The organism is Azospirillum sp. HJ39, from assembly GCF_041507355.1.
Lineage (GTDB): Bacteria > Pseudomonadota > Alphaproteobacteria > Azospirillales > Azospirillaceae > Azospirillum > Azospirillum thiophilum.
Genome location: NZ_CP167905.1, coordinates 912,907 through 930,614 on the forward strand (window position 1 = coordinate 912,907; position 17,708 = coordinate 930,614).

The 17,708-nt window shown below is 68.7% G+C and carries 16 protein-coding genes; 10 read left to right on the plus strand and 6 right to left on the minus strand.

Translation table 11 applies throughout. The features are described from left to right. The first annotated feature begins 24 nt into the window (after window positions 1-24). The 3 genes from ABMY26_RS04575 to ABMY26_RS04585 are packed head-to-tail and all read left to right on the plus strand — an operon-like array spanning window position 25 to window position 3,839. Window positions 25-2,466, plus strand: coding sequence for a TonB-dependent siderophore receptor (locus ABMY26_RS04575; protein WP_372394308.1), 2,442 nt, complete (start codon window positions 25-27; stop codon window positions 2,464-2,466). 48 nt (window positions 2,467-2,514) lie between these two features. Further along, the gene (locus ABMY26_RS04580; RefSeq protein WP_372394309.1) at window positions 2,515-3,657 is read left to right on the plus strand and encodes a PepSY-associated TM helix domain-containing protein; all 1,143 of its coding nucleotides are present in this window, start codon (window positions 2,515-2,517) and stop codon (window positions 3,655-3,657) included. Continuing rightward, window positions 3,654-3,839 carry a hypothetical protein gene (locus tag ABMY26_RS04585; RefSeq protein ID WP_372394310.1) on the plus strand — a complete coding sequence of 62 codons (186 nt, stop codon included), beginning with the start codon at window positions 3,654-3,656 and terminating at the stop codon, window positions 3,837-3,839. The genes ABMY26_RS04580 and ABMY26_RS04585 overlap by 4 nt, the downstream gene beginning before the upstream one ends. 28 nt (window positions 3,840-3,867) lie before the next feature. Here ABMY26_RS04585 and ABMY26_RS04590 read toward each other — a convergent pair whose 3' ends face one another. From ABMY26_RS04590 to ABMY26_RS04600, 3 genes are all read right to left on the minus strand, one after another. Beyond that, entirely contained in the window at window positions 3,868-4,761 is an 894-nt protein-coding gene (locus ABMY26_RS04590) for a pirin family protein (protein ID WP_372394311.1), read from the minus strand. A 38-nt stretch (window positions 4,762-4,799) separates the two neighbouring features. Then, complete coding sequence (locus ABMY26_RS04595) at window positions 4,800-5,126, minus strand: antibiotic biosynthesis monooxygenase (RefSeq protein WP_372394312.1); 327 nt, start codon at window positions 5,124-5,126, stop codon at window positions 4,800-4,802. A 147-nt stretch (window positions 5,127-5,273) separates the two neighbouring features. Then, window positions 5,274-6,383 carry a branched-chain amino acid ABC transporter substrate-binding protein gene (locus tag ABMY26_RS04600; RefSeq protein WP_372394313.1) on the minus strand — a complete coding sequence of 370 codons (1,110 nt, stop codon included), beginning with the start codon at window positions 6,381-6,383 and terminating at the stop codon, window positions 5,274-5,276. Window positions 6,384-6,629: 246 nt separating this feature from the next. Here ABMY26_RS04600 and ABMY26_RS04605 point away from each other — a divergent pair, with 246 nt between their 5' ends. The 7 genes from ABMY26_RS04605 (at window position 6,630) to ABMY26_RS04635 (ending at window position 13,128) form a co-directional block, all read left to right on the plus strand. Beyond that, the gene (locus ABMY26_RS04605) at window positions 6,630-7,442 is read left to right on the plus strand and encodes an IclR family transcriptional regulator (protein WP_372394314.1); all 813 of its coding nucleotides are present in this window, start codon (window positions 6,630-6,632) and stop codon (window positions 7,440-7,442) included. Next, entirely contained in the window at window positions 7,427-8,464 is a 1,038-nt protein-coding gene (locus tag ABMY26_RS04610) for a 2-dehydro-3-deoxygalactonokinase (RefSeq protein WP_372394315.1), read from the plus strand. The genes ABMY26_RS04605 and ABMY26_RS04610 overlap by 16 nt, the downstream gene beginning before the upstream one ends. Then, complete coding sequence (locus tag ABMY26_RS04615; protein ID WP_372394316.1) at window positions 8,461-9,120, plus strand: 2-dehydro-3-deoxy-6-phosphogalactonate aldolase; 660 nt, start codon at window positions 8,461-8,463, stop codon at window positions 9,118-9,120. Before ABMY26_RS04610 ends, ABMY26_RS04615 begins: the two co-directional genes overlap by 4 nt. 84 nt (window positions 9,121-9,204) lie before the next feature. After that, a complete protein-coding gene (locus tag ABMY26_RS04620) occupies window positions 9,205-10,182 on the plus strand; it encodes a tripartite tricarboxylate transporter substrate binding protein (protein WP_372394317.1) in 978 nt (325 codons plus the stop codon). A 66-nt stretch (window positions 10,183-10,248) separates the two neighbouring features. Further along, window positions 10,249-10,770: a tripartite tricarboxylate transporter TctB family protein gene (locus ABMY26_RS04625; protein ID WP_372394318.1), complete on the plus strand. Its 522-nt coding sequence runs from the start codon at window positions 10,249-10,251 to the stop codon at window positions 10,768-10,770. 36 nt (window positions 10,771-10,806) lie between these two features. After that, complete coding sequence (locus ABMY26_RS04630; RefSeq protein ID WP_372394319.1) at window positions 10,807-12,333, plus strand: tripartite tricarboxylate transporter permease; 1,527 nt, start codon at window positions 10,807-10,809, stop codon at window positions 12,331-12,333. A gap of 18 nt (window positions 12,334-12,351) precedes the next feature. After that, complete coding sequence (locus tag ABMY26_RS04635) at window positions 12,352-13,128, plus strand: SDR family NAD(P)-dependent oxidoreductase (RefSeq protein WP_372394320.1); 777 nt, start codon at window positions 12,352-12,354, stop codon at window positions 13,126-13,128. 164 nt (window positions 13,129-13,292) lie between these two features. Here the strand turns inward: ABMY26_RS04635 and ABMY26_RS04640 are convergent, their stop codons facing one another. The 3 genes from ABMY26_RS04640 to ABMY26_RS04650 form a co-directional block, all read right to left on the minus strand. Further along, window positions 13,293-14,366: a serine hydrolase domain-containing protein gene (locus ABMY26_RS04640; protein ID WP_372394321.1), complete on the minus strand. Its 1,074-nt coding sequence runs from the start codon at window positions 14,364-14,366 to the stop codon at window positions 13,293-13,295. Between the two features lie 167 nt (window positions 14,367-14,533). Beyond that, the gene (locus tag ABMY26_RS04645; RefSeq protein ID WP_372394322.1) at window positions 14,534-15,118 is read right to left on the minus strand and encodes a hypothetical protein; all 585 of its coding nucleotides are present in this window, start codon (window positions 15,116-15,118) and stop codon (window positions 14,534-14,536) included. Between the two features lie 674 nt (window positions 15,119-15,792). Next, window positions 15,793-17,700 (minus strand): ShlB/FhaC/HecB family hemolysin secretion/activation protein, encoded by a 1,908-nt coding sequence (locus ABMY26_RS04650; RefSeq protein ID WP_372394323.1) that lies wholly within the window; start codon window positions 17,698-17,700, stop codon window positions 15,793-15,795. Between the last annotated feature and the right edge of the window lie 8 nt (window positions 17,701-17,708).

The following is a 17,708-nucleotide window of genomic DNA, read 5'->3' on the forward strand; positions in this document are numbered from 1 at the left end:
ATGGCATCGGCGGAGTATGGGGTCATGAGGGTAAAGAACGGGCGCCGGGGCAGCGCCTTCCTGGGACGACTGCTGGCGACCACGGTGCTGATCGCGCCGGGCGTCCTGCTTGCGAACGCCCCTGCCGCGATGGCGCAGACCGCGCCGGCCGGGACGGTGTCCTTCGCCATCGCGCCGCAGTCGGTGGACGGGGCGCTTGCCGCCTTCTCCGCCGCCACGCGCATCCAGGTGCTGACCCCCGGCGCGGTGACGCAGGGCGTCGGCTCCCCCGGCGTCAGCGGGGCGATGACCGCGCGCGAGGGGCTGAACCGCCTGCTGTCCGGCACCGGGCTGGTCGCCCGCTTCCTGAACACCGAGACGGTGACGGTGGAGCGGGTGGCCGCCGGGGGCGCCGTCCAGCTCGATCCGGTGCAGATCGAAGGCAACCGGACGGCAACCGGCCCCGGCGCCCTGCCCCCGGCCTATGCCGGCGGCCAGGTGGCCCGCGGCGGGCGCATCGGCGCTCTCGGCAACCAGGACGCCATGGACGTGCCGTTCACCGTCACCGGCTACACCGCGGAGACGATCCGCAACCAGCAGGCCGAGACGGTCGCCGACGTGCTGGCCAACGATCCGGCGGTGCGCACCGGCTTCGGCTACGGCAATTTCTCCGAGAACATCGTCATCCGCGGTTTCCCGCTGTATGGTGAGGATCTCTCGGTTGACGGGCTTTACGGCACCGCCCCCCGCCAGATCGTCGCCACCGACATGTTCGAGCGGGTGGAGGTGCTGAAGGGCGCCAGCGCCTTCCTGAACGGCGCCGCCCCCAGCGGCACCGGCATCGGCGGCGGCGTCAATCTGGTGCCCAAGCGGGCGGACGACGAGCCGCTGACCCGCCTGACCGCCAGCTATGCGATGGACAGCCGCTTCGGCCTGTCGGCCGATGTCGGCCGCCGGTTCGGCGAGAACAAGCAGTTCGGCGTGCGGGCCAACGCCGCGGTCCGCGGCGGCGAAACCGCCATCGACGACGAGGAGCGGTCGCTGAAGCTCGGATCGCTGGCGCTGGACTATCGCGGCGACCGGGCCCGCGTGACGCTCGACGTCGGCACCCAGACCCAGCGGGTGGAACAGGGCCGCACGGTGGTCTATGTCGGCAGCGTGGTCCCGGCGGTGCCGTCCGCCTCGCAGAATTACGCGCAGCCCTGGGCCTATTCGGAGATGCGCGACACCTTCGGCCAGATCCGCGCCGAATACGACATCCTGCCCAACCTGACCGTCCATGGCGCCTTCGGCATGCGCAGCATGCGCGAGGACGGCGATTATTCCACCCCCACCGTCACGCGGGCCGACGGCACCGCCACCATGAGCCGCCTGACCGTCCCGCGCGAGGACTTCACCGTCACCGGTCAGGCCGGCATTCGGGCCGACGTCCGCACCGGCCCGGTGCGGCACCAGCTGAACGGCGGCTTCTCGGCGCTGCGCACCACCAACAACAACGGCTACGAGTTCGGCGCGACCTCAACCGTCAACCTCTACAACATGGTCGACATCGCCCGGCCGCGGACGACGCTGGCCGCCGGCATGGTCGGCGACCCGCCCAAGGTTTCCGAGGCGGTGCTGCGCAGCTTCTACGCTTCCGACACGCTGTCGATCCTGGATGACCGGGTGATGGTGACCGCCGGCCTGCGCCAGCAGAACATCCAGGTCCGCGGCTACAACCGTACCACCGGAGCCCGCACGTCCGATTACGACGCATCGGCACTGACGCCGGTGGTCGGGCTGGTGGTGAGGCCGCTCAAGGAACTGTCGCTGTACGCCAACCGCATCGAAGGCTTGGCCCAGGGGCCGACCGCGCCCTCGACCGCCGCAAATTCCGGCGAGATCTTCGAACCCTACCGCTCGGTCCAGTACGAGGTCGGCGGCAAGCTGGATTTCGGCAGCTTCGGCGGGTCGCTGTCGCTGTTCCAGACCACCCAGCCCAGCGGCGTCACCGACGCGGCCACCCGCATCTACAGCGTGTCGGGCGAGCAGCGCAACCGCGGCATCGAGCTGATGCTGTACGGCGAGCCGATGCAGGGCGTGCGCCTGCTGGGCGGCGCCACCTTCATCGATCCGGAGCTGAGCGACACCGGCAGCACGGCGACCGAGGGCAATGACGCCGTCGGCGTGCCGCGCCACCAGTTCAACGCCAACATCGAATGGGACCTGCCCTTCCTGCCGGCCTCCTTCCCGACGGTGACGCTGACCGGCCGCGTGATCCACACCGGCGAGCAGTACGTCAACACCGCCAACACGTTGAAGATCCCCAGCTGGACCCGCTTCGACGTCGGCGCGCGGATGATCACTGATATCCAGAACCGTCCGGTCACCTTCCGGGCGGCGGTGGAGAACGTGACCGACAAGGCCTATTGGGCGTCGGCCTTCGGCGGCTACCTGACCCAGGGCAACCCGCTGACGGCGAAGCTGTCGGTGTCGGTGGATTTCTGATCGGCCGCCGATCGGCTGGGGGCATGACGGACGCTTGAGGAACGCGCGATGACCAATCGAACCATCCGGATCTGGACCCTGATCCACAAATGGACCAGCCTGGTCTGCACGGTCTTCATGCTGCTGCTGTGCCTGACCGGCCTGCCGCTGATCTTCCATGACGAGATCGAGGCGCTGACGGCGGAGGACAACCTGCCGCACATGCCGGCCGATACCCCGCTGAAGACGTTGGACGAGGCGGTTGCGTCGGCGCTCGCGACGTACCCCGGCGAACGGCCGCTGTTCCTCAGCTTCGACGAGGACCGGCCGGTGGTGAACGTCACCACCGGCCCGTTCGCCCGCGCGACGGTTTCCCAGATGCACATCTCCGCCATCGACCTGCGCACCACCAGGATCCTGGGCGACCTCAACGAAGACGGCGGCTTCATGCATGTGATGCTGCGCCTGCATGTCGATCTGTTCGCCGGCCTGCCGGGCGAGCTGTTCCTCGGCTTCATGGGCTTCCTGCTGTTCGTCGCCACGCTGTCGGGCGTGGTGGTCTACGCCCCCTTCATGCGCAAGCTGTCCTTCGGCACGGTGCGGGCCGGACGCAGCACGCGGCTGAAATGGCTGGACCTTCACAACATGCTTGGCATCGTCACGCTGATGTGGGTGGTGGTGGTCGGGCTGACCGGTGTCATCAACACCCTGTCTGTTCCGCTGGTCGCCTACTGGCGTGCCAACGAGCTTGCGGCGATGATCGCCCCCTACGAGGGCAAGCCGGTGCCGGAGCGCTTTTCCTCCGTCGACGCCGCCGTCCGCACTGCGATGGAGGCCGCCCCCGGCATGCGCCCGCAATTCATCGCCTTCCCCGGCGTGCGCTTTTCCAGCAACCACCATTATGCGGTCTGGCTGAAGGGAGCAACCCCGGCCACCCGCCAGATCCTCACCCCCGCCCTGATCGACGCCGAAACCGGGGCCTTCACCGACATGCGCTCCATGCCCTGGTACATGCTGGCCCTGCGCCTGTCGCAGCCGCTGCATTTCGGCGATTACGGCGGGATGCCGATGAAGATCCTGTGGGCGGTTCTGGACGTGCTGACCATCGTCATTCTCGGCAGCGGCCTCTATCTGTGGATCGCCCGCCGCCGCGGCAGCCAGGAGCACGCCGCCCCCGGCTTCCGCTCCGTTGCAGGGGAGGCCGCGGAATGAGGGCGCGCCCTTCCCTGCCCCTGGCCGCGATCTTCGGCATTCCCACCGCGATCGCGCTGGTCACCATCGCCGGGCTGGTGTCCGCCCTGCTGGACGACGGGCTGGTCGATGCCGTGTCCTGGGTCGCCCTGTCGGTCCCGGTCGCGGTCGCGGCCCGGTCCTGGTGGACGCGGGAGCGCTGACCGGGCGCCTCCCGCAAGACACTGGCGCTCACGACATCGGGTTGGCCGGCGGCTTCGGCATTTCCGGCAGCGGAATGAACTCTCCGTCGTCGAGGTCCGGCAGCTTCATCCGGCCGGCCCGCCAATCGGCCTTGGCCTGTTCGATCCGCTCCTTGCGGGACGACACGAAGTTCCAGTCGATGAAGCGGTGGCCCAGCGGTTCGCCGCCGATGGCCATCACGACCGACCGCTCGGCGGCGGTCAGCACCGCCGGATGGCCGGGGGTGAAGACCGCCATGCGCCCGGCGTCGAGCCGCTGCCCGTCCACCTCGACCGACCCTGCCGCCACATAGGCGGCGCGCTCCCACCCGTCCGCCGGCAGTTCCACCCGGGCGCCGGGGGCGAGATCCCAATGGATGTAGAACAGCGGCGAGTGGGTCTTCACCCCGGCCTTGGCCCCGAAGGCCTCGCCGGCCACCAGCCGGCCGCGGACCGCGCCATCCTCGAAGACCGGCAGATCTCCGGTGCCGTAATGGGCGAAGGCGGGATCCGTCTCCTCGTCGGCTTCGGGCAGGGCGACCCAGGCCTGGATGCCATGCATCCGTCCGCCCTCCAGCCGGGCCCGCTCGAAGCGTTCGGAATGGGTGATGCCGCGGCCGGCGGTCATCCAGTTGACCTCGCCCGGCCGGATCGCCTGCTCCGAGCCTACGCTGTCGCGATGCATGATCTCGCCGTCGAACAGATAGGTCACGGTGGACAGGCCGATATGCGGATGGGGACGCACATCGACGTCGCGCGGCAGGCCCGCCTGGAAATCGACCGGCCCCATATGGTCGAAGAAGACGAAGGGGCCGACCATCCGCCGCTGCACGAAGGGCAGCACACGTCCGACCTCGAATCCGCCGAGGCTCTTCCGGCGTTGCTCGATGACCAGTTCCAGCATGGATTTCTTCCCGACGGGTGGAGAGAGGGGTATCGGAGTCAGGCGTTCGGGTCGCGCCGCACGGTCTGGATGACCTCGAACCCCTCGAACTCCGGCGGGCCGACATAGAGCGGCTTGCGCGCGCCGGCATTGCCGTGGGCGCTGCGGAAGGCCTCCGACCGGGTCCAGCCCTGGAACGCGTCCTCCGACTCCCACACCGTGTGAGAGGAGTAGAGCCGGAAGTCGTCCCTGTCCGGCCCGCGCAGCATGTGGAACTCGACGAAGCCCGGCACCTTGTGCAGATGAACCTCCCGGTTCAGCCAGACCTCCTCGAACTCCTGCTCGGCCCCATGGCGGACCTTGAAACGGTTCATCGCGATGTACATGCGGCAGCCCTTCCCGAATTGGCCGACCAAGCCGGCTTCCCCGAGGATAGAGGTTGGGACCGCCATCCCGCAATCAACCCTTCGCCACCTCTCGTCCGATGCCCGGCCGGCGGAGCGGCCGCAGCCGCCCCGCCGAACCGGAAACCGTCACTTGCGGGCAACCATCTCCGGCTTGCCGTTGCTCCAGACATACATGACGTAGTTCGGCTTGGTGATGTCGCCCTTCTTGTCGAACTCAACCGGGCCGACCACCGTCTCGTGGCTGCCGGAATGCAGGGCGGCGGCCAGCTTGGTCCCGTTGACGCTGCCGGCCTTCTGCAGGCCCTGGGCGATCACCTGGACCGCGGCATAGCTGTAGAAGGCGAAGTTGCCCGGCTCGGGCAGGCCGGCCGTCTTGAAGGAGGCGATCAGTTCCTGCGCCTTGGGATCGCTGGCCGCCGACGGGCTGTCGGTGTAGAGCGTGCCCTCGCCGGCCGGACCGGTGATCGACCAGTATTCCTGGTTGTTCAGCCCGTCGCCGGCAATGAACTGCGGCTTCAGCCCCTGTTCCTGCGCCTGACGCACGATCAGGCCCAGTTCGGGATGGTAGCCGCCGTAATAGACCGCCTCGACGCCCTTGTCCTTGAGGCTTGTGACCAGGGCGGAGAAGTCGCGCTCGCCGGCCGTCACCGACCCGCGGTAGGCGACCTTGCCGCCGGCCTTCGTCAGCGTCTCGACAACCACGTCGGCCAAGCCCTTGCCATAAGCCTGCTTGTCGTCCAGCACCGCGATGTTCTTGCCCTTGAACGTCTCGGCCAGATAGGTGCCGGCCACAACGCCCTGCTGGTCGTCACGGCCGCAGACGCGGAAGATGTTCGGGTGGCCCTTGGCGGTCAGCAGCGGGTTGGTGGCGGTCGGGGTGACCATCACCACGCCTTCCTCCTGGTAGACGTCGGCCGCCGGAATGCTGGCGCCGGAGCAGAGATGGCCGACGACCGCCGCAACCTGTTCGCGCACGAACTGGTTGGCGACGGCGACCGCCTGGCGCGGATCGCAGGCGTCGTCCCCCACCTTCAGCACCAGCTTCTGGCCCAGCACGCCGCCCTTGGCATTGATGTCGGCGACCGCCTGCCTGGCGCCATACACCGACTGCTCGCCCAGCGCCGCGACCGGACCGGTGGTCGCCGTACCGAGGCCAATGACGATGTCCGCCTGCGCCGTGCCGAAGCCGGCCAGCAGCGCCGTCGCGCTGACGAAGGAAATGGCGGTGAGACGCATGATAGTTCTCCAAGGATGACCGTTTTCATGCCGGGCCATACCCGTCGACCGCGGCATGGGATCTTTTCTGACCGAAGCGGCAGGATTTTGAAAGCGCGATCATGGGTTTCGCAGCGCTCCGACGCCCACCGCGACCGTTCGTCGCCATCCCCAAAATGTCTCACTATTTGGGATGCTCTAAAACTATTTGACACACCATGGCACACGCTCCTAGCATCCGACGAAACAATGGTGGTTAAACAAACCATGGGCGGAATCGTCGAAGATGCTGAGCAAGGGACCGGTGCGGGCAAGCCGCAAGGCGCCGGCACGCAGACCCTGCTGCGCGGACTGACCCTGCTGAACTGCGTGGCGGAGGGGGTGTGCGACGTGAAGGGGATCGCCGCCCGGCTCGGCACCCCGCGCAGCACCACCCACCGCATGCTCGTCAGCCTGGTGGCGGAAGGGTATCTCCACCACATCCCGTACAAGGGCTATCTGCTGGGCCCGAAGCTGATACAACTCGGCATGAAGGCTTTGGAGCAGCGACCGCTGGTCGCCGTCGCCCGTCCGCACATCGAGGCGCTGGCAAAGGCGACCGGCGATACCGTCCATCTCGGCGTCGAGGAGCATGACGAGGTCTTCTATCTCGACAAGATCCCCGGCACCCGCGGCCTGGAGATGCGCTCCCGCACCGGACAACGCATGCCGATCGCCTCGACCGGCTTGGGCAAGGCGCTGATGCTGGGCATGTCCCCGGCGCGCTGGGCGGCGCTCCATGCATTGACCTGCCCTCCCAACTTGCCGGCCGACCGGCCGCGGCCGGCGGACTGGCCGCTGTTCGAGGCCCAGTTGAACCGTTACGTCGCCCAGGGCTGGGCGATGGATTTGGAAGAGAACGAACTCGGCATCCGCTGTGTCTCCGCGCCGGTGCGCGACGGGCGGAATCTGGTGGTGGCCGCGGTCAGCGTCGCCAGCGCCGTGCCCTATATGCCCGACGACCGCATGGCGACGCTCGGGCCGCTGGTCCGCGCCGCGGCGGAAGCGATTTCCAAGGAACTGGGATGGACCACACCTTAACCTCCTCCGCCGGGCCTGCGCTGATCGCGCTGGACTGGGGCACGTCGAGCCTGCGCGGCTTCCTGATGGATGGCGACGCGGGCATTCTCGCCGAGCGGGCATCGGCCCACGGCATCCAGAACCTGCCGCAGCCCGGCCCCGCCGGGTTCGAGGCGGCGCTGGCCGGCCTCTGCGGCGACTGGCTCGACGCCTACCCCAGCCTGCCGGTTGTCGCCGGCGGCATGGTCGGCAGTGCACAGGGCTGGGTCGAGGCCCCCTATGTCACCACCCCGGCCGACGCCGCAACGCTTGCCGGCCATGCCGCGCGGGTGAAGACCGCTGCCGGCCGCGTCATCCCGATTGCCCCCGGCGTCTTGCACGATGCGCCGGACGGCATCCCCGACGTGATGCGGGGCGAGGAAATCCAGATCGCCGGCGCCCTGGCCGAGAATGCCGCCTGGGCACGGAATGCCTGCGTCGCGATGCCCGGCACCCATTCCAAATGGGTCCGTGTCGCCGACGGCCGGATCACCGGCTTTTCCTCCTACATGACGGGCGAGCTGTTCGCGGTCCTGAAGACCCATTCGCTGCTCGGCCGGCTGATGCCCGCCGGCCGCGAGGCCTCGCCCGAGGACGAGGACGAGGCGTTCGCCATCGGCATCCGCGCCGCGCAGGCCGCCGGTCCGGGCGACCTGCCGCACCAGCTGTTCGCCACCCGCACGCTCGGCCTGACCAAGCGCCTGCCCGCGGAAAGCCTGTCGCATTACCTCTCGGGCCTGCTGATCGGGCATGAACTTCGCTCCGGCCTCGCAGCGCTGCGAACGGAGTTTCCGCCCGACACGCCGCTGCTGCTGGTCGGCGATCCCCGGCTGTGCCGCCGCTACACCCGCGGGCTGGCCGGCTTCGGCGTCACGCCGACCGCACAGTTGGGCAACACCGCTCCCCGCGGTCTTTTCCAGTTCGCGGCCGCAGCCGGGCTGCTGCCGTCCGCTGCCGCATCGGCCGGCCCTGCCGCAACCGCCAGCATCACGAGCGCACTATGACCGATCCCACGCTTTCCGCCCGCCTCGACGCCGCCTTCACCGCCCTGCCGCTGGTCGCGATCCTGCGCGGCCTGACCCCGGCCGAAGCGGAGCCGGCGGCGGCGGCCTTGTACGAGGCGGGTTTCCGCCTGATCGAGGTTCCGCTGAACTCGCCGGACCCGTTCGACAGCATCGACGCCATCCGCCGCAGCGTGCCGGCCGATGCCCTTGTCGGCGCCGGGACGGTGATGACGCTGGAGCAGGTCGACCGGCTGGCCGGCATCGGCGCCGATCTGGTGGTGATGCCCCACGCCGACACCGCAATCATCCGCGCCGCCAAGGCGCGGTCGATGGGCTGCACCCCCGGCGTCGCCACCGCGACGGAGGCCTTTGCCGCGCTGGCTGCCGGCGCCGACGCGCTGAAGCTGTTCCCGGCGGAACAGATGCCGCCGGTGGTGGTCAAGGCCCTGCGCGCGGTGATCCCGCACAGCGTGCGGCTTCTGCCGGTCGGCGGCATCACGCCCGACACGATGCAACCCTACCGCATCGCCGGCGCCTCCGGCTTCGGCCTCGGGTCCGCACTCTACAGCCCCGGCCTGCCGGTGGCGGAGCTGGCCGCCCGTGCCGCCCGCTTCGCCCGGGCCTGGGCCGAGGGAGCGGGCGCGGGCGCACGCTGAGTTTCCCGTTTCCACCCCACCGTCTTCCACCCCATCGCCTTTCAACGACCGGCACGCAAGCCGGCGCACCATAGAGGGAATGCCATGAAGGTTTCCGCACGCCTGTCCCGCACAATTCTGTCGGCCGGCCTGTCCGCCGGCCTGCTGATCGCCGGCGCCGCCGCCGTCCAGGCCGCCGACTACCCGACCAAGCCGGTCGAGCTGATCGTCCCCTACGCCGCCGGCGGCGGCACCGATCTGGTCGCCCGCGCCTTCGCCGATGCGGCCAAGAAGCAGCTGCCCCAGTCGATCGGCGTGGTCAACAAGACCGGCGGCGGCGGTGCCGTCGGCCTGACCGAAATCATGGCCGCCCGCGCCGACGGCTACAAGATCGGCATGGGCACTGTCGAGATCACCCTGCTGCCCCACATGGGCGTCGCCCGCTTCTCCGTCGACGATTTCACGCCCGTCGCCCGCCTGAACGCTGAGCCGAGCGCCATCACCGTCAAGGCCGACGCGCCGTGGAAGACGGTGGAGGAGTTCCTGGCGAACGCCAAGGCCAACCCGGGCAAGGTGCGCATCGGCAATTCCGGCACCGGCGCCATCTGGCATCTCGCCGCCGAGGCGCTGGAGGAGAAGACCGGCACGACCTTCAACCACATCCCGTTCGACGGCGCCAATCCGGCCGTCACCTCGCTGCTGGGCGGCCACATCGAAGCGGTTTCGGTCAGCCCGGCCGAGGTGTCGAGCCAGCTCGCCGCCGGCCAGCTCCGCATGCTCGCCGTGATGGCCGACCAGCGCCAGAAGAATTTCCCCGACGTGCCCACCCTGAAGGAGAAGGGCATCGACCTGTCGGTCGCCACCTGGCGCGGCATCGTCGTGCCGAAGAAGACCCCGGCCGCGGTGGTCGACACCCTGCGCACCGCCAGCAAGGCGGCGGCCGAGGACCAGGCCTTCCGCGACCAGCTGGCCAAGATGAACCTGACCTGGGCCTATGCCGACGGTCCGGAATTCGGCCAGGCCATGCAGAAGGACAACGCCTTCTTCAAGGACCTGATGACCAAGCTGGGCATGGCGAAGTAACGCCGGACCGCTGCCGGCCCCGGCGGTCCGCCGCCGGGGCGCCTTCCTTCGTGAGAAGACCGGACCATGAGCAACGCCCCCGCCCGGAGCGATGCGTCAAGGCAGTCCGACGCGATCCCGATGACGACGAAGATCGCCAATCTGGTGATTTCCGCCGTGCTGATCGCCATCGCCGCCTCGGCCATCGCCACCACCGCCGATTTCCCGAAAAGCATGCTGGCGACCGATGTCGGCGCTGCACGCTTTCCCATCATCCATGCCGGCGCGCTGATCCTGCTGTGCCTGATCCTGATCGCCAACACGCTGCGGGCACCGACCGCCGCGCCAGCCGGCGGGCCGCCGGTCGGCGTCGCCGGCTATGCCGGCGTGGCGCTGGGCATGCTGGCGACCGCCGGCTGCATCGCCGCCATGGAGTATGTCGGCTACGGCCCGGCCACCGCCGTCTACATGGCCGTCATCATGGCGCTGATGGGACAGCGCAGCCCGCTCTGGAACCCCGTGCTGGCGGTCGGCGTGACCGGGCTGATCTATGCGGTCTTCCATTACGCGCTTCTGGTGCCGCTGCCGGTGGGGAGCCTGTTCGAATGACCCGCACCACCAATCCCGTGATGGGAGGCCGCCACCATGCATGAATTCGATCTCCTGATGGGCGGCTTCGCGGCGCTGGCCGGCAACCCCCTGGCGCTGGTGCTGGCGCTGGTCGGCGTCTCGCTCGGCATCGTCATCGGCGCCCTGCCCGGCCTGACCGCGACGATGGGCGTCGCCATCCTGCTGCCCTTCACCTTCGGCATGGACCCGGTGTCGGGCCTGCTGATGATCTCCGGCGTCTTCTTCGGCGGCATCTATGGCGGGTCGGTCACCGCCATCCTGCTGCGCATCCCCGGCACCCCGGCCGCCGCCGCCACGGCGATGGACGGCTTCGAGCTGACCAGGAAGGGCATGGCCGGCGTGGCGCTGGGCACGGCGACGCTCTCCTCCTTCCTGGGCGGCACCGCCAGCATCGTCGTCCTGATCTTCATGGCCCCGCTGCTGGCCGGCTTCGCCCTGGAGTTCAGCGCGTCGGAGAGCTTCGCGCTCGCCGTCTTCGGCCTGAGCATCATCGCCAGCATCTCCGGCCGGTCGGTGGTCAAGGGGCTGATCGCCGGCTTCCTCGGGCTGCTGATCGCCACGGTCGGCATGGACCCGATGGACGGCTTCCCCCGCTTCACCGGCGGCTATACCGAGCTGTTCAACGTCCCCTTCATCCCGGTGATGATCGGGCTGTTCGCCGCCTCCGAAGCCTTCAAGTCGCTGGAGGATCCGAAGGTCCGGCTCGGCATGGCGGCGGCGCTGGGCCGCATCATCCCCGACTGGCCGACCTACCGCCGCATGCTCGGCACCGTGGCGCGCTCCACCGGGCTGGGGGTGGTGATCGGCATCATCCCCGGTGCCGGCGCCGACATCGCCGCCTATGTCGCCTACAACGAGGCCAAGCGCTTCAGCCGGACGCCGGAGAATTACGGCAAGGGCGAGCTGGCAGGCGTCGCCGCCTGCGAGGCAGGGGCCAACGGCTGCACCGGCGGCGCGCTGCTGACCATGTTGACGCTGGGCATCCCCGGCGACGCGGTGACCGCGGTGATGCTGGGCGCCCTGACGCTGCAGGGGCTGCAGCCGGGACCGCTGCTGTTCAAGGAACATGCGGATCTGGTCTTCACCCTGTTCGCCGGCATGCTGTTCTGCTACGTCGCCATGCTGGTGATCGGGCTGGGGTCGCTGCGCTTCATGGGCCGGGTGCTGCAGATGCCGAAGTCGGTGCTGACGCCGGTCATCCTGGTGCTGTGCGTGGTCGGCACCTATGCCATCAACAACAGCCTGTTCGACATCGGCATCATGCTGGCGGCCGGCATCGCCGGATACTTCATGCAGAAGTGGGACTTCCCGGCCTCGCCGGTGGTGCTGGCGCTGATCATGGGGCCGATGGCCGAGGCCAATTTCCGCCGGGCGCTGTCGCTGTCGGGCGGCAGCTACGACTTCCTCTACAGCCGGCCGATCACCGCGATCCTGCTGTCCATCGCCATCCTGACGCTGCTGCTGCCGCTGGTGAAGCGCTGGCGGGCGCACCGGCTGGAGAACCGCGCCGGCGGTACCGCCAGCTCACTCAACAAAGCCTGACAACAAGGGACCATCCGCATGTTCGACGATCTGAAGGGCCGCCGCGTCCTGATCACCGGCTCCACCCAGGGGATCGGGCTGGCCGCGGCGCAGGCCTTCGCCCGCCGCGGCGCCAAGGTCGGCATCAACGGCCGCAAGGAGCCGGCCGGACTCGACGCCACGCTGGCCGCCATGGCGGCGGACGGCGGCGAGGCCGCCTTCTTCGCCGGCGACCTCTGCTCCGGCGACGCCTGCAAGGCGGTGGTGGATGCCTTCGTCGAGCGGTTCGGCGGCATCGACGTGCTGATCAACAATGCCGGCGGGCTGGTCGGCCGCAAGCCGCTGGAGGAGATCGACGATTCCTTCTTCGACGCGGTGACCGACCTCAACGCCCGCTCCGCCCTGATGACGACCAAGCATGCGCTGCCGCACCTGCGCCGGTCGGCCGGGGAGAGCGGGCAGACCTCCTCGGTCATCCTGGTCGGCTCGGTCGCCGGCTATACCGGCGGCGGGCCGGGGGCCGGGCTGTATGGCGCGGCCAAGGCGTGGCTGCACAACATCCAGAAGAACTGGGTCGCCTTCCACACCAAGGACGGCATCCGCTTCAACACGGTGTCGCCGGGCACCTTCGATACCGCCTTCCACGCCGACAAGGACGAGGCGGCCAAGGCCCGGGTGTCGACCGGCATCCCGATGGGCCGCTTCGGCCAGCCCGCCGAATGCGCCCCGACCTTCCTGTTCTTCGCCTCGCACGCCTGTTCCGGCTACATCACCGGGCAGGTGCTGGACGTCAACGGCGGGCAGTTCATGCCCTGACCCACAGGGCCGGACTCGCCGGACCGGGCCGGCCGGCGGATGGAACGTTTGGAACGCCGTGAAACAGGTTTCCGCACCCTGTTCACTGTTCCATCCGCCCGGCACCGCCGGATCTCCGGCCCCGTTGCCGAAAGAGTGTAACGCCGGCCCGGGGCCGGCGGGACTCATTTCCCGAACAGCTCGGCCGCCACCGCATCCAGCAGGGCATCGTCGCTCTGCTGGTTGCCGTTGGTGAGGAAAATCAAGGCGGTCCGCCGGCCGGGGTAATAGCGGACGTCGGCCTCGAACCCGTCATAGCGCCCGTCATGGCCGACGCCGCGGCCCCAGCGGTCCTTCCACAGCGCGACGCCCAGCCCCTGCCCCTCCTCGTTCTCCGACGGAGCCTGCATACGCTTGACCATCGCCGGGCCCAGCAGGCGGCCGTCGCGGAACAGGGCGAAGACGAACCGTTCCAAATCCCCGGCGGTGGCGACCAGCGGCCCGTCGCCGGTCGTGGCAGCCCAGGACCGGCGGCTGACGTCGCCCTCCTCGCCATAGCCATGGGCAAGGCTGCGGTCGCGCGGATCGGCGCCGACACTGGTCGACGCCATGCCGGCCCGCTCCAGCACCCGGCGTTGCAGCACCTGCGCGAAGGGAGCCCCGTCGCGCGCCGACGCGATGTGGCCGAGCAGGACATAGTTGCTGTTGGAGTAGGCGTAATGCCCGCCGACCGGACCGGTCGCCGGCTCGCCATGGGCATAGGCCAGCAGTGCGCCGCCGCGCGGCAGCCGGTCCGGTCCGGCCGCCTCGTCCTCCGCATAGGCGTCGGTGAGATAGTCGGGAATGCCCGAACTGTGGTCGAGCAGATGGACCAGCCGTGCCCGGCCGGCGTTGGCGAGGCGGCCGAGCGCCAGATCCCCCGCCAGTTCCCGCACCGGCTGGTCGAGCGCCGCCAGCCCCTCCTCCACCTGCTGCAGCACCGCGACGGCGGTCGCCATCTTGCCGACCGAGGCGACGTAGAAGCGCGTGTCCTCCGTCACCGGCCGCTTGCCGCGCCGGTCGGCGATGCCCGACACGACGACGCGCCGGCCATCGGGACCGGACACCAGCAGGACGCCGCCGTCGAGCTCCTCGTCGGCGAGGAAACGGTCGAGCAGCCGTTGCAGGCGGTCGGACCCGGCAACAGGCCCGGCGGCGGCAGGGATGGGCAGGAGCGCAAGACCCAGCAGGACCGCTGCGGCCAGCGCCAGCCCCCGCATCGGCAGGCACACGGCCCGAGTTGGAGCCGCATCCGGTCGGCCCCGTCCGCAACGCTGCATGGCCCTGCCCCCTTCCAGTGCGCGGCCCGGCCGGAAACCGCCGAACGCCATGGCCGGCCCCGAGGGTAGGTCGAGCAATCGGAACGCCGCAAGGGGGCGGCGCCGGATCAGGTGAAGCTGTCGGTCAGCCCGAGATTCTTCAGGTCGAAGCCGGCCTCCTTGCAGGTCTGGCGGATCTTGCGGACGGCAGCCAGCAGTTCCTTGCCCTGGCTGAGCGTCGGCGGCGTGCGCAGGATCTGGGCGAAGAGTTCCTGGTTCATCTGGTATCTCAGCGTATTCTTGGGATCGTTTTCCAGATGCAGGAGGAACATGTCGTCGAAGATATTGCTGTCGACGGTGCGGGATTTCGAGGTCTTCACCCGCTTGAACCAGCTCATGCTCTTGGCCAGCTTGGAGTTTTGCTCCACCGTCTTCATCTCGCTCGACAGCTTGGCGTAGGCGGCGGTGTCATCCTCCTTGTCGCTGAGGAACATCTTGAAGATGCAGAGCGCCTTGGTCTTGGTCGGCTCCCCGCGGAAATCCAGCACCATCCAGGGGAACAGCACCCGCTTGAGACGGTCGATCGAGGTCTGGACGGAGTCCACCGCCATGTTCATGGCGACGGCCCCCTGGCTCCGCGACAGGGCGGCATAGACGAGGGCACGACGGGTTTCCACCGGCGCGAACGCGATCTTCTGGGCAACGGACGCCACGCGAACACCCTCCTTATCAAAGGGATATTTCTGGTCCGTCGGGGGTAACACACATAACTATGTGGGTTCAATGCGATGTGCATTTCGTGCTGGAATGGGAAAGTTATGCGGCCGGTGCTTTGGTAAGGCCAACGGTGTAGATTTCCCAAAGATCGACGCCAGCGAAAAATAAACAGGAATGTTCCGACCTATTGTATTGGCACCTGTCGAATGCCGAATTTTACAACGCACAATTCTCAATTCATTGCTCGATATTCCAGAAATAAGACAATATTCACATTTCTCTTATATGTTCGGCGGTATTCGCAAAGCATACCCTGAAACCTTGCGCCCGGAATCGGAATCGAGGGTCGCGCTTGAGCGTCTGGCGCGATTCACCGTAGTTGGAGGTGGATCATGGGTCGGAGCCATTCGTCGGACCTTCGGGTTCGGATTTACGGAGAGATCGAGCAAGGCGGATCACGCCGGAGGGCGGGTGGCACGCTGGCACCGCATGCCGGCCTCCCGATCGGCTGGGTGGAGATCGGCGAGCCGTCAAGCCCACCGCCAGGCGTCCGCCCGGCCCCCACAACCAAAAGTCTGTGACACGTTCCGCCGGGCGCGTGCCCCTCCGTTCGCAAGCATTCGATGCTGCTTTCATCTACCCGGAGGAAACGCGGGACGGGACGGGTCCGTCAAAAGGAAACCAGTATCCTGGCCTGAGCGGTCAGGGTGCCGCGGCTGGTTTCCGGCCCATCGGTCAGCGCCATGCCGACATTCATGCCGGCCTGCAGGGTCTGCCCGAGCGTGTAATCGACGCCGGCTCCCAGCCCCACCAGCGTGGTATCGGCCCGTTCGCCGATGCTCCGAAGGGTCCCGATATTGTAGTTGTGGCCATGGCCGACATCGAGAAACGCAAAGGGAGAAACGGCGTCCTCCAGCGGGCCGATCCCGGTATCGCCGAGATGGCCCAGGGCGGAGAACGGCGGCACCCGCACTTCGTTGCGCAGCACGAAACCGGTATCGACGCTGCCGTCGTTCAGCGTGTATCCGCGGGTGGCGTACAGGCCGCCGATGGCAAGCTGCTCGGTTTCCGGCAGTGCCTTGTCCACCATCTGGCCCGTGATCTCGGTGTTCCAAGAGACATCACCCAGCCACGGCACTCCGGTCAAGGGGGCCGTCCGGCTGAACACCCCGTAGAGATAGGCGTAATCGGCATCCTCGACGCGGCCGTTGGAAAAGCTGTTCCATGCCGCACGGCTGTTGCCGGGCACCATACCGGCCCGGTTGACCACGGCGCGGAGGTCGATGGCGGTCGACCCGCCGCCGGCCTGGGACCAGGAGCCGCCCCAACCGGCCGTCAGGTCGAACACCCCGGCGGACCCGCTGGCAAGCCGGGCTCCCTGGCTCAGCACCTTGCGCGACAGCCACTTCGGCGTCACGCCGCCGTAGAGGTCACCCCATCCGGCAAGGTTCCCGTCGATGTTGGACATCGCCGAGCGGTATAGGATCGGCAGTTCGACGGTGGTGTTGCGAATGGTGAGAAGCCCGTCGTCGCTGTCTTGGGAGGTGCCGACGAAGCTGGGGGTCAGGCTCAGCGCCTGCCGTGCAAAGGTCGGGATGATGATGCGCCCGGCATGGCTGGCGTAGGATGGGCGGCTGTTTCCCGACAGGGCCAGGAGACCGGGGGCGGATACCGTATCGCGGCTGCCGGTCAATTGATACGACAGGGTCAGGTCGTTGAGTGTCTCGATCCCCGCAGCGAAGCCGATGAAGACGCGGTCGAGGCTCCGGCTGCGCAAGCTGCCGGTGTTGGACACACCGGCGAAGGCTTGCCACGGCCGGCGGCGGGTGATCTCCAGCGTCAGGTCGCTGGAGCCCGGATCGGATCCAGGCTCGAACACCCCGTTGAGCTGGCGGTAGGGGAAGCGGTTCAGCCAGTCGAGGTCCTCGGAAATGCGCTCGGCCTCGATCAGCCCGCCGGCCGGCGCGCGGATGGTGGCGGCAAGACCGTCGCCGGCCGCGGTGCCGTCCGCCTCCAGGACGCGGATTTTGCCTGTCCGGAAGGGCAGGACACGGAGTTGCAGCACGCCCGCGGTGATCTCCTGGGGCGGGGCGGTGATCGAGACGAAGGGCCGCCCGGTCTCGCGATAGGCTTTGGCCAGGGCCGCCTGGGCCTCCGCCAACCGCCTGCGCGAGAGGGGCTGGCCGAGGAGCGGGCCGAGCGCGTCGACAATGCGCTGCCGGTCCAGCCCCTCCACCCCCGATGACGTGATGCCCGCCGGAGGATCGGGCATCACCGGATCGGTCAGCCCGATGAGCCGGATGCCCTTGAGGTCGACGCCGAGCGGGGTGTCGTCGGCATCGGCTGCCGGGTCGCCACCAGTGCGCAGGCCGCCGCCCTCGCCCGCGACCGCCGGCGGCAGGTTGCGCTCCACCGGTACCGGCGCCTGCGCCACCGCCACGTCAGGAGACAGCGCTTGCAGCAGGACGAGCAGAGTTGCCGGAGCGGCGAGCCATCGTGAGGGTCCGGCCAGCCGGGCCAACGCCGCGGCGGCGCGGCGGGAGGTCGGGCGGGTGGCGGTGGAGCGTGAGACGATCATGGGCCGGA

Coding starts and splice junctions, on each gene's coding strand:
- ABMY26_RS04575 (WP_372394308.1), top strand. CDS start 25: ATGAGGGTAAAGAACGGGCGCCGGGGCAGCGCCTTCCTGGGACGACTG.
- ABMY26_RS04580 (WP_372394309.1), top strand. CDS start 2,515: ATGACCAATCGAACCATCCGGATCTGGACCCTGATCCACAAATGGACC.
- ABMY26_RS04585 (WP_372394310.1), top strand. CDS start 3,654: ATGAGGGCGCGCCCTTCCCTGCCCCTGGCCGCGATCTTCGGCATTCCC.
- ABMY26_RS04590 (WP_372394311.1), bottom strand. CDS start 4,761: ATGCTGGAACTGGTCATCGAGCAACGCCGGAAGAGCCTCGGCGGATTC.
- ABMY26_RS04595 (WP_372394312.1), bottom strand. CDS start 5,126: ATGTACATCGCGATGAACCGTTTCAAGGTCCGCCATGGGGCCGAGCAG.
- ABMY26_RS04600 (WP_372394313.1), bottom strand. CDS start 6,383: ATGCGTCTCACCGCCATTTCCTTCGTCAGCGCGACGGCGCTGCTGGCC.
- ABMY26_RS04605 (WP_372394314.1), top strand. CDS start 6,630: ATGGGCGGAATCGTCGAAGATGCTGAGCAAGGGACCGGTGCGGGCAAG.
- ABMY26_RS04610 (WP_372394315.1), top strand. CDS start 7,427: ATGGACCACACCTTAACCTCCTCCGCCGGGCCTGCGCTGATCGCGCTG.
- ABMY26_RS04615 (WP_372394316.1), top strand. CDS start 8,461: ATGACCGATCCCACGCTTTCCGCCCGCCTCGACGCCGCCTTCACCGCC.
- ABMY26_RS04620 (WP_372394317.1), top strand. CDS start 9,205: ATGAAGGTTTCCGCACGCCTGTCCCGCACAATTCTGTCGGCCGGCCTG.
- ABMY26_RS04625 (WP_372394318.1), top strand. CDS start 10,249: ATGAGCAACGCCCCCGCCCGGAGCGATGCGTCAAGGCAGTCCGACGCG.
- ABMY26_RS04630 (WP_372394319.1), top strand. CDS start 10,807: ATGCATGAATTCGATCTCCTGATGGGCGGCTTCGCGGCGCTGGCCGGC.
- ABMY26_RS04635 (WP_372394320.1), top strand. CDS start 12,352: ATGTTCGACGATCTGAAGGGCCGCCGCGTCCTGATCACCGGCTCCACC.
- ABMY26_RS04640 (WP_372394321.1), bottom strand. CDS start 14,366: ATGCGGGGGCTGGCGCTGGCCGCAGCGGTCCTGCTGGGTCTTGCGCTC.
- ABMY26_RS04650 (WP_372394323.1), bottom strand. CDS start 17,700: ATGATCGTCTCACGCTCCACCGCCACCCGCCCGACCTCCCGCCGCGCC.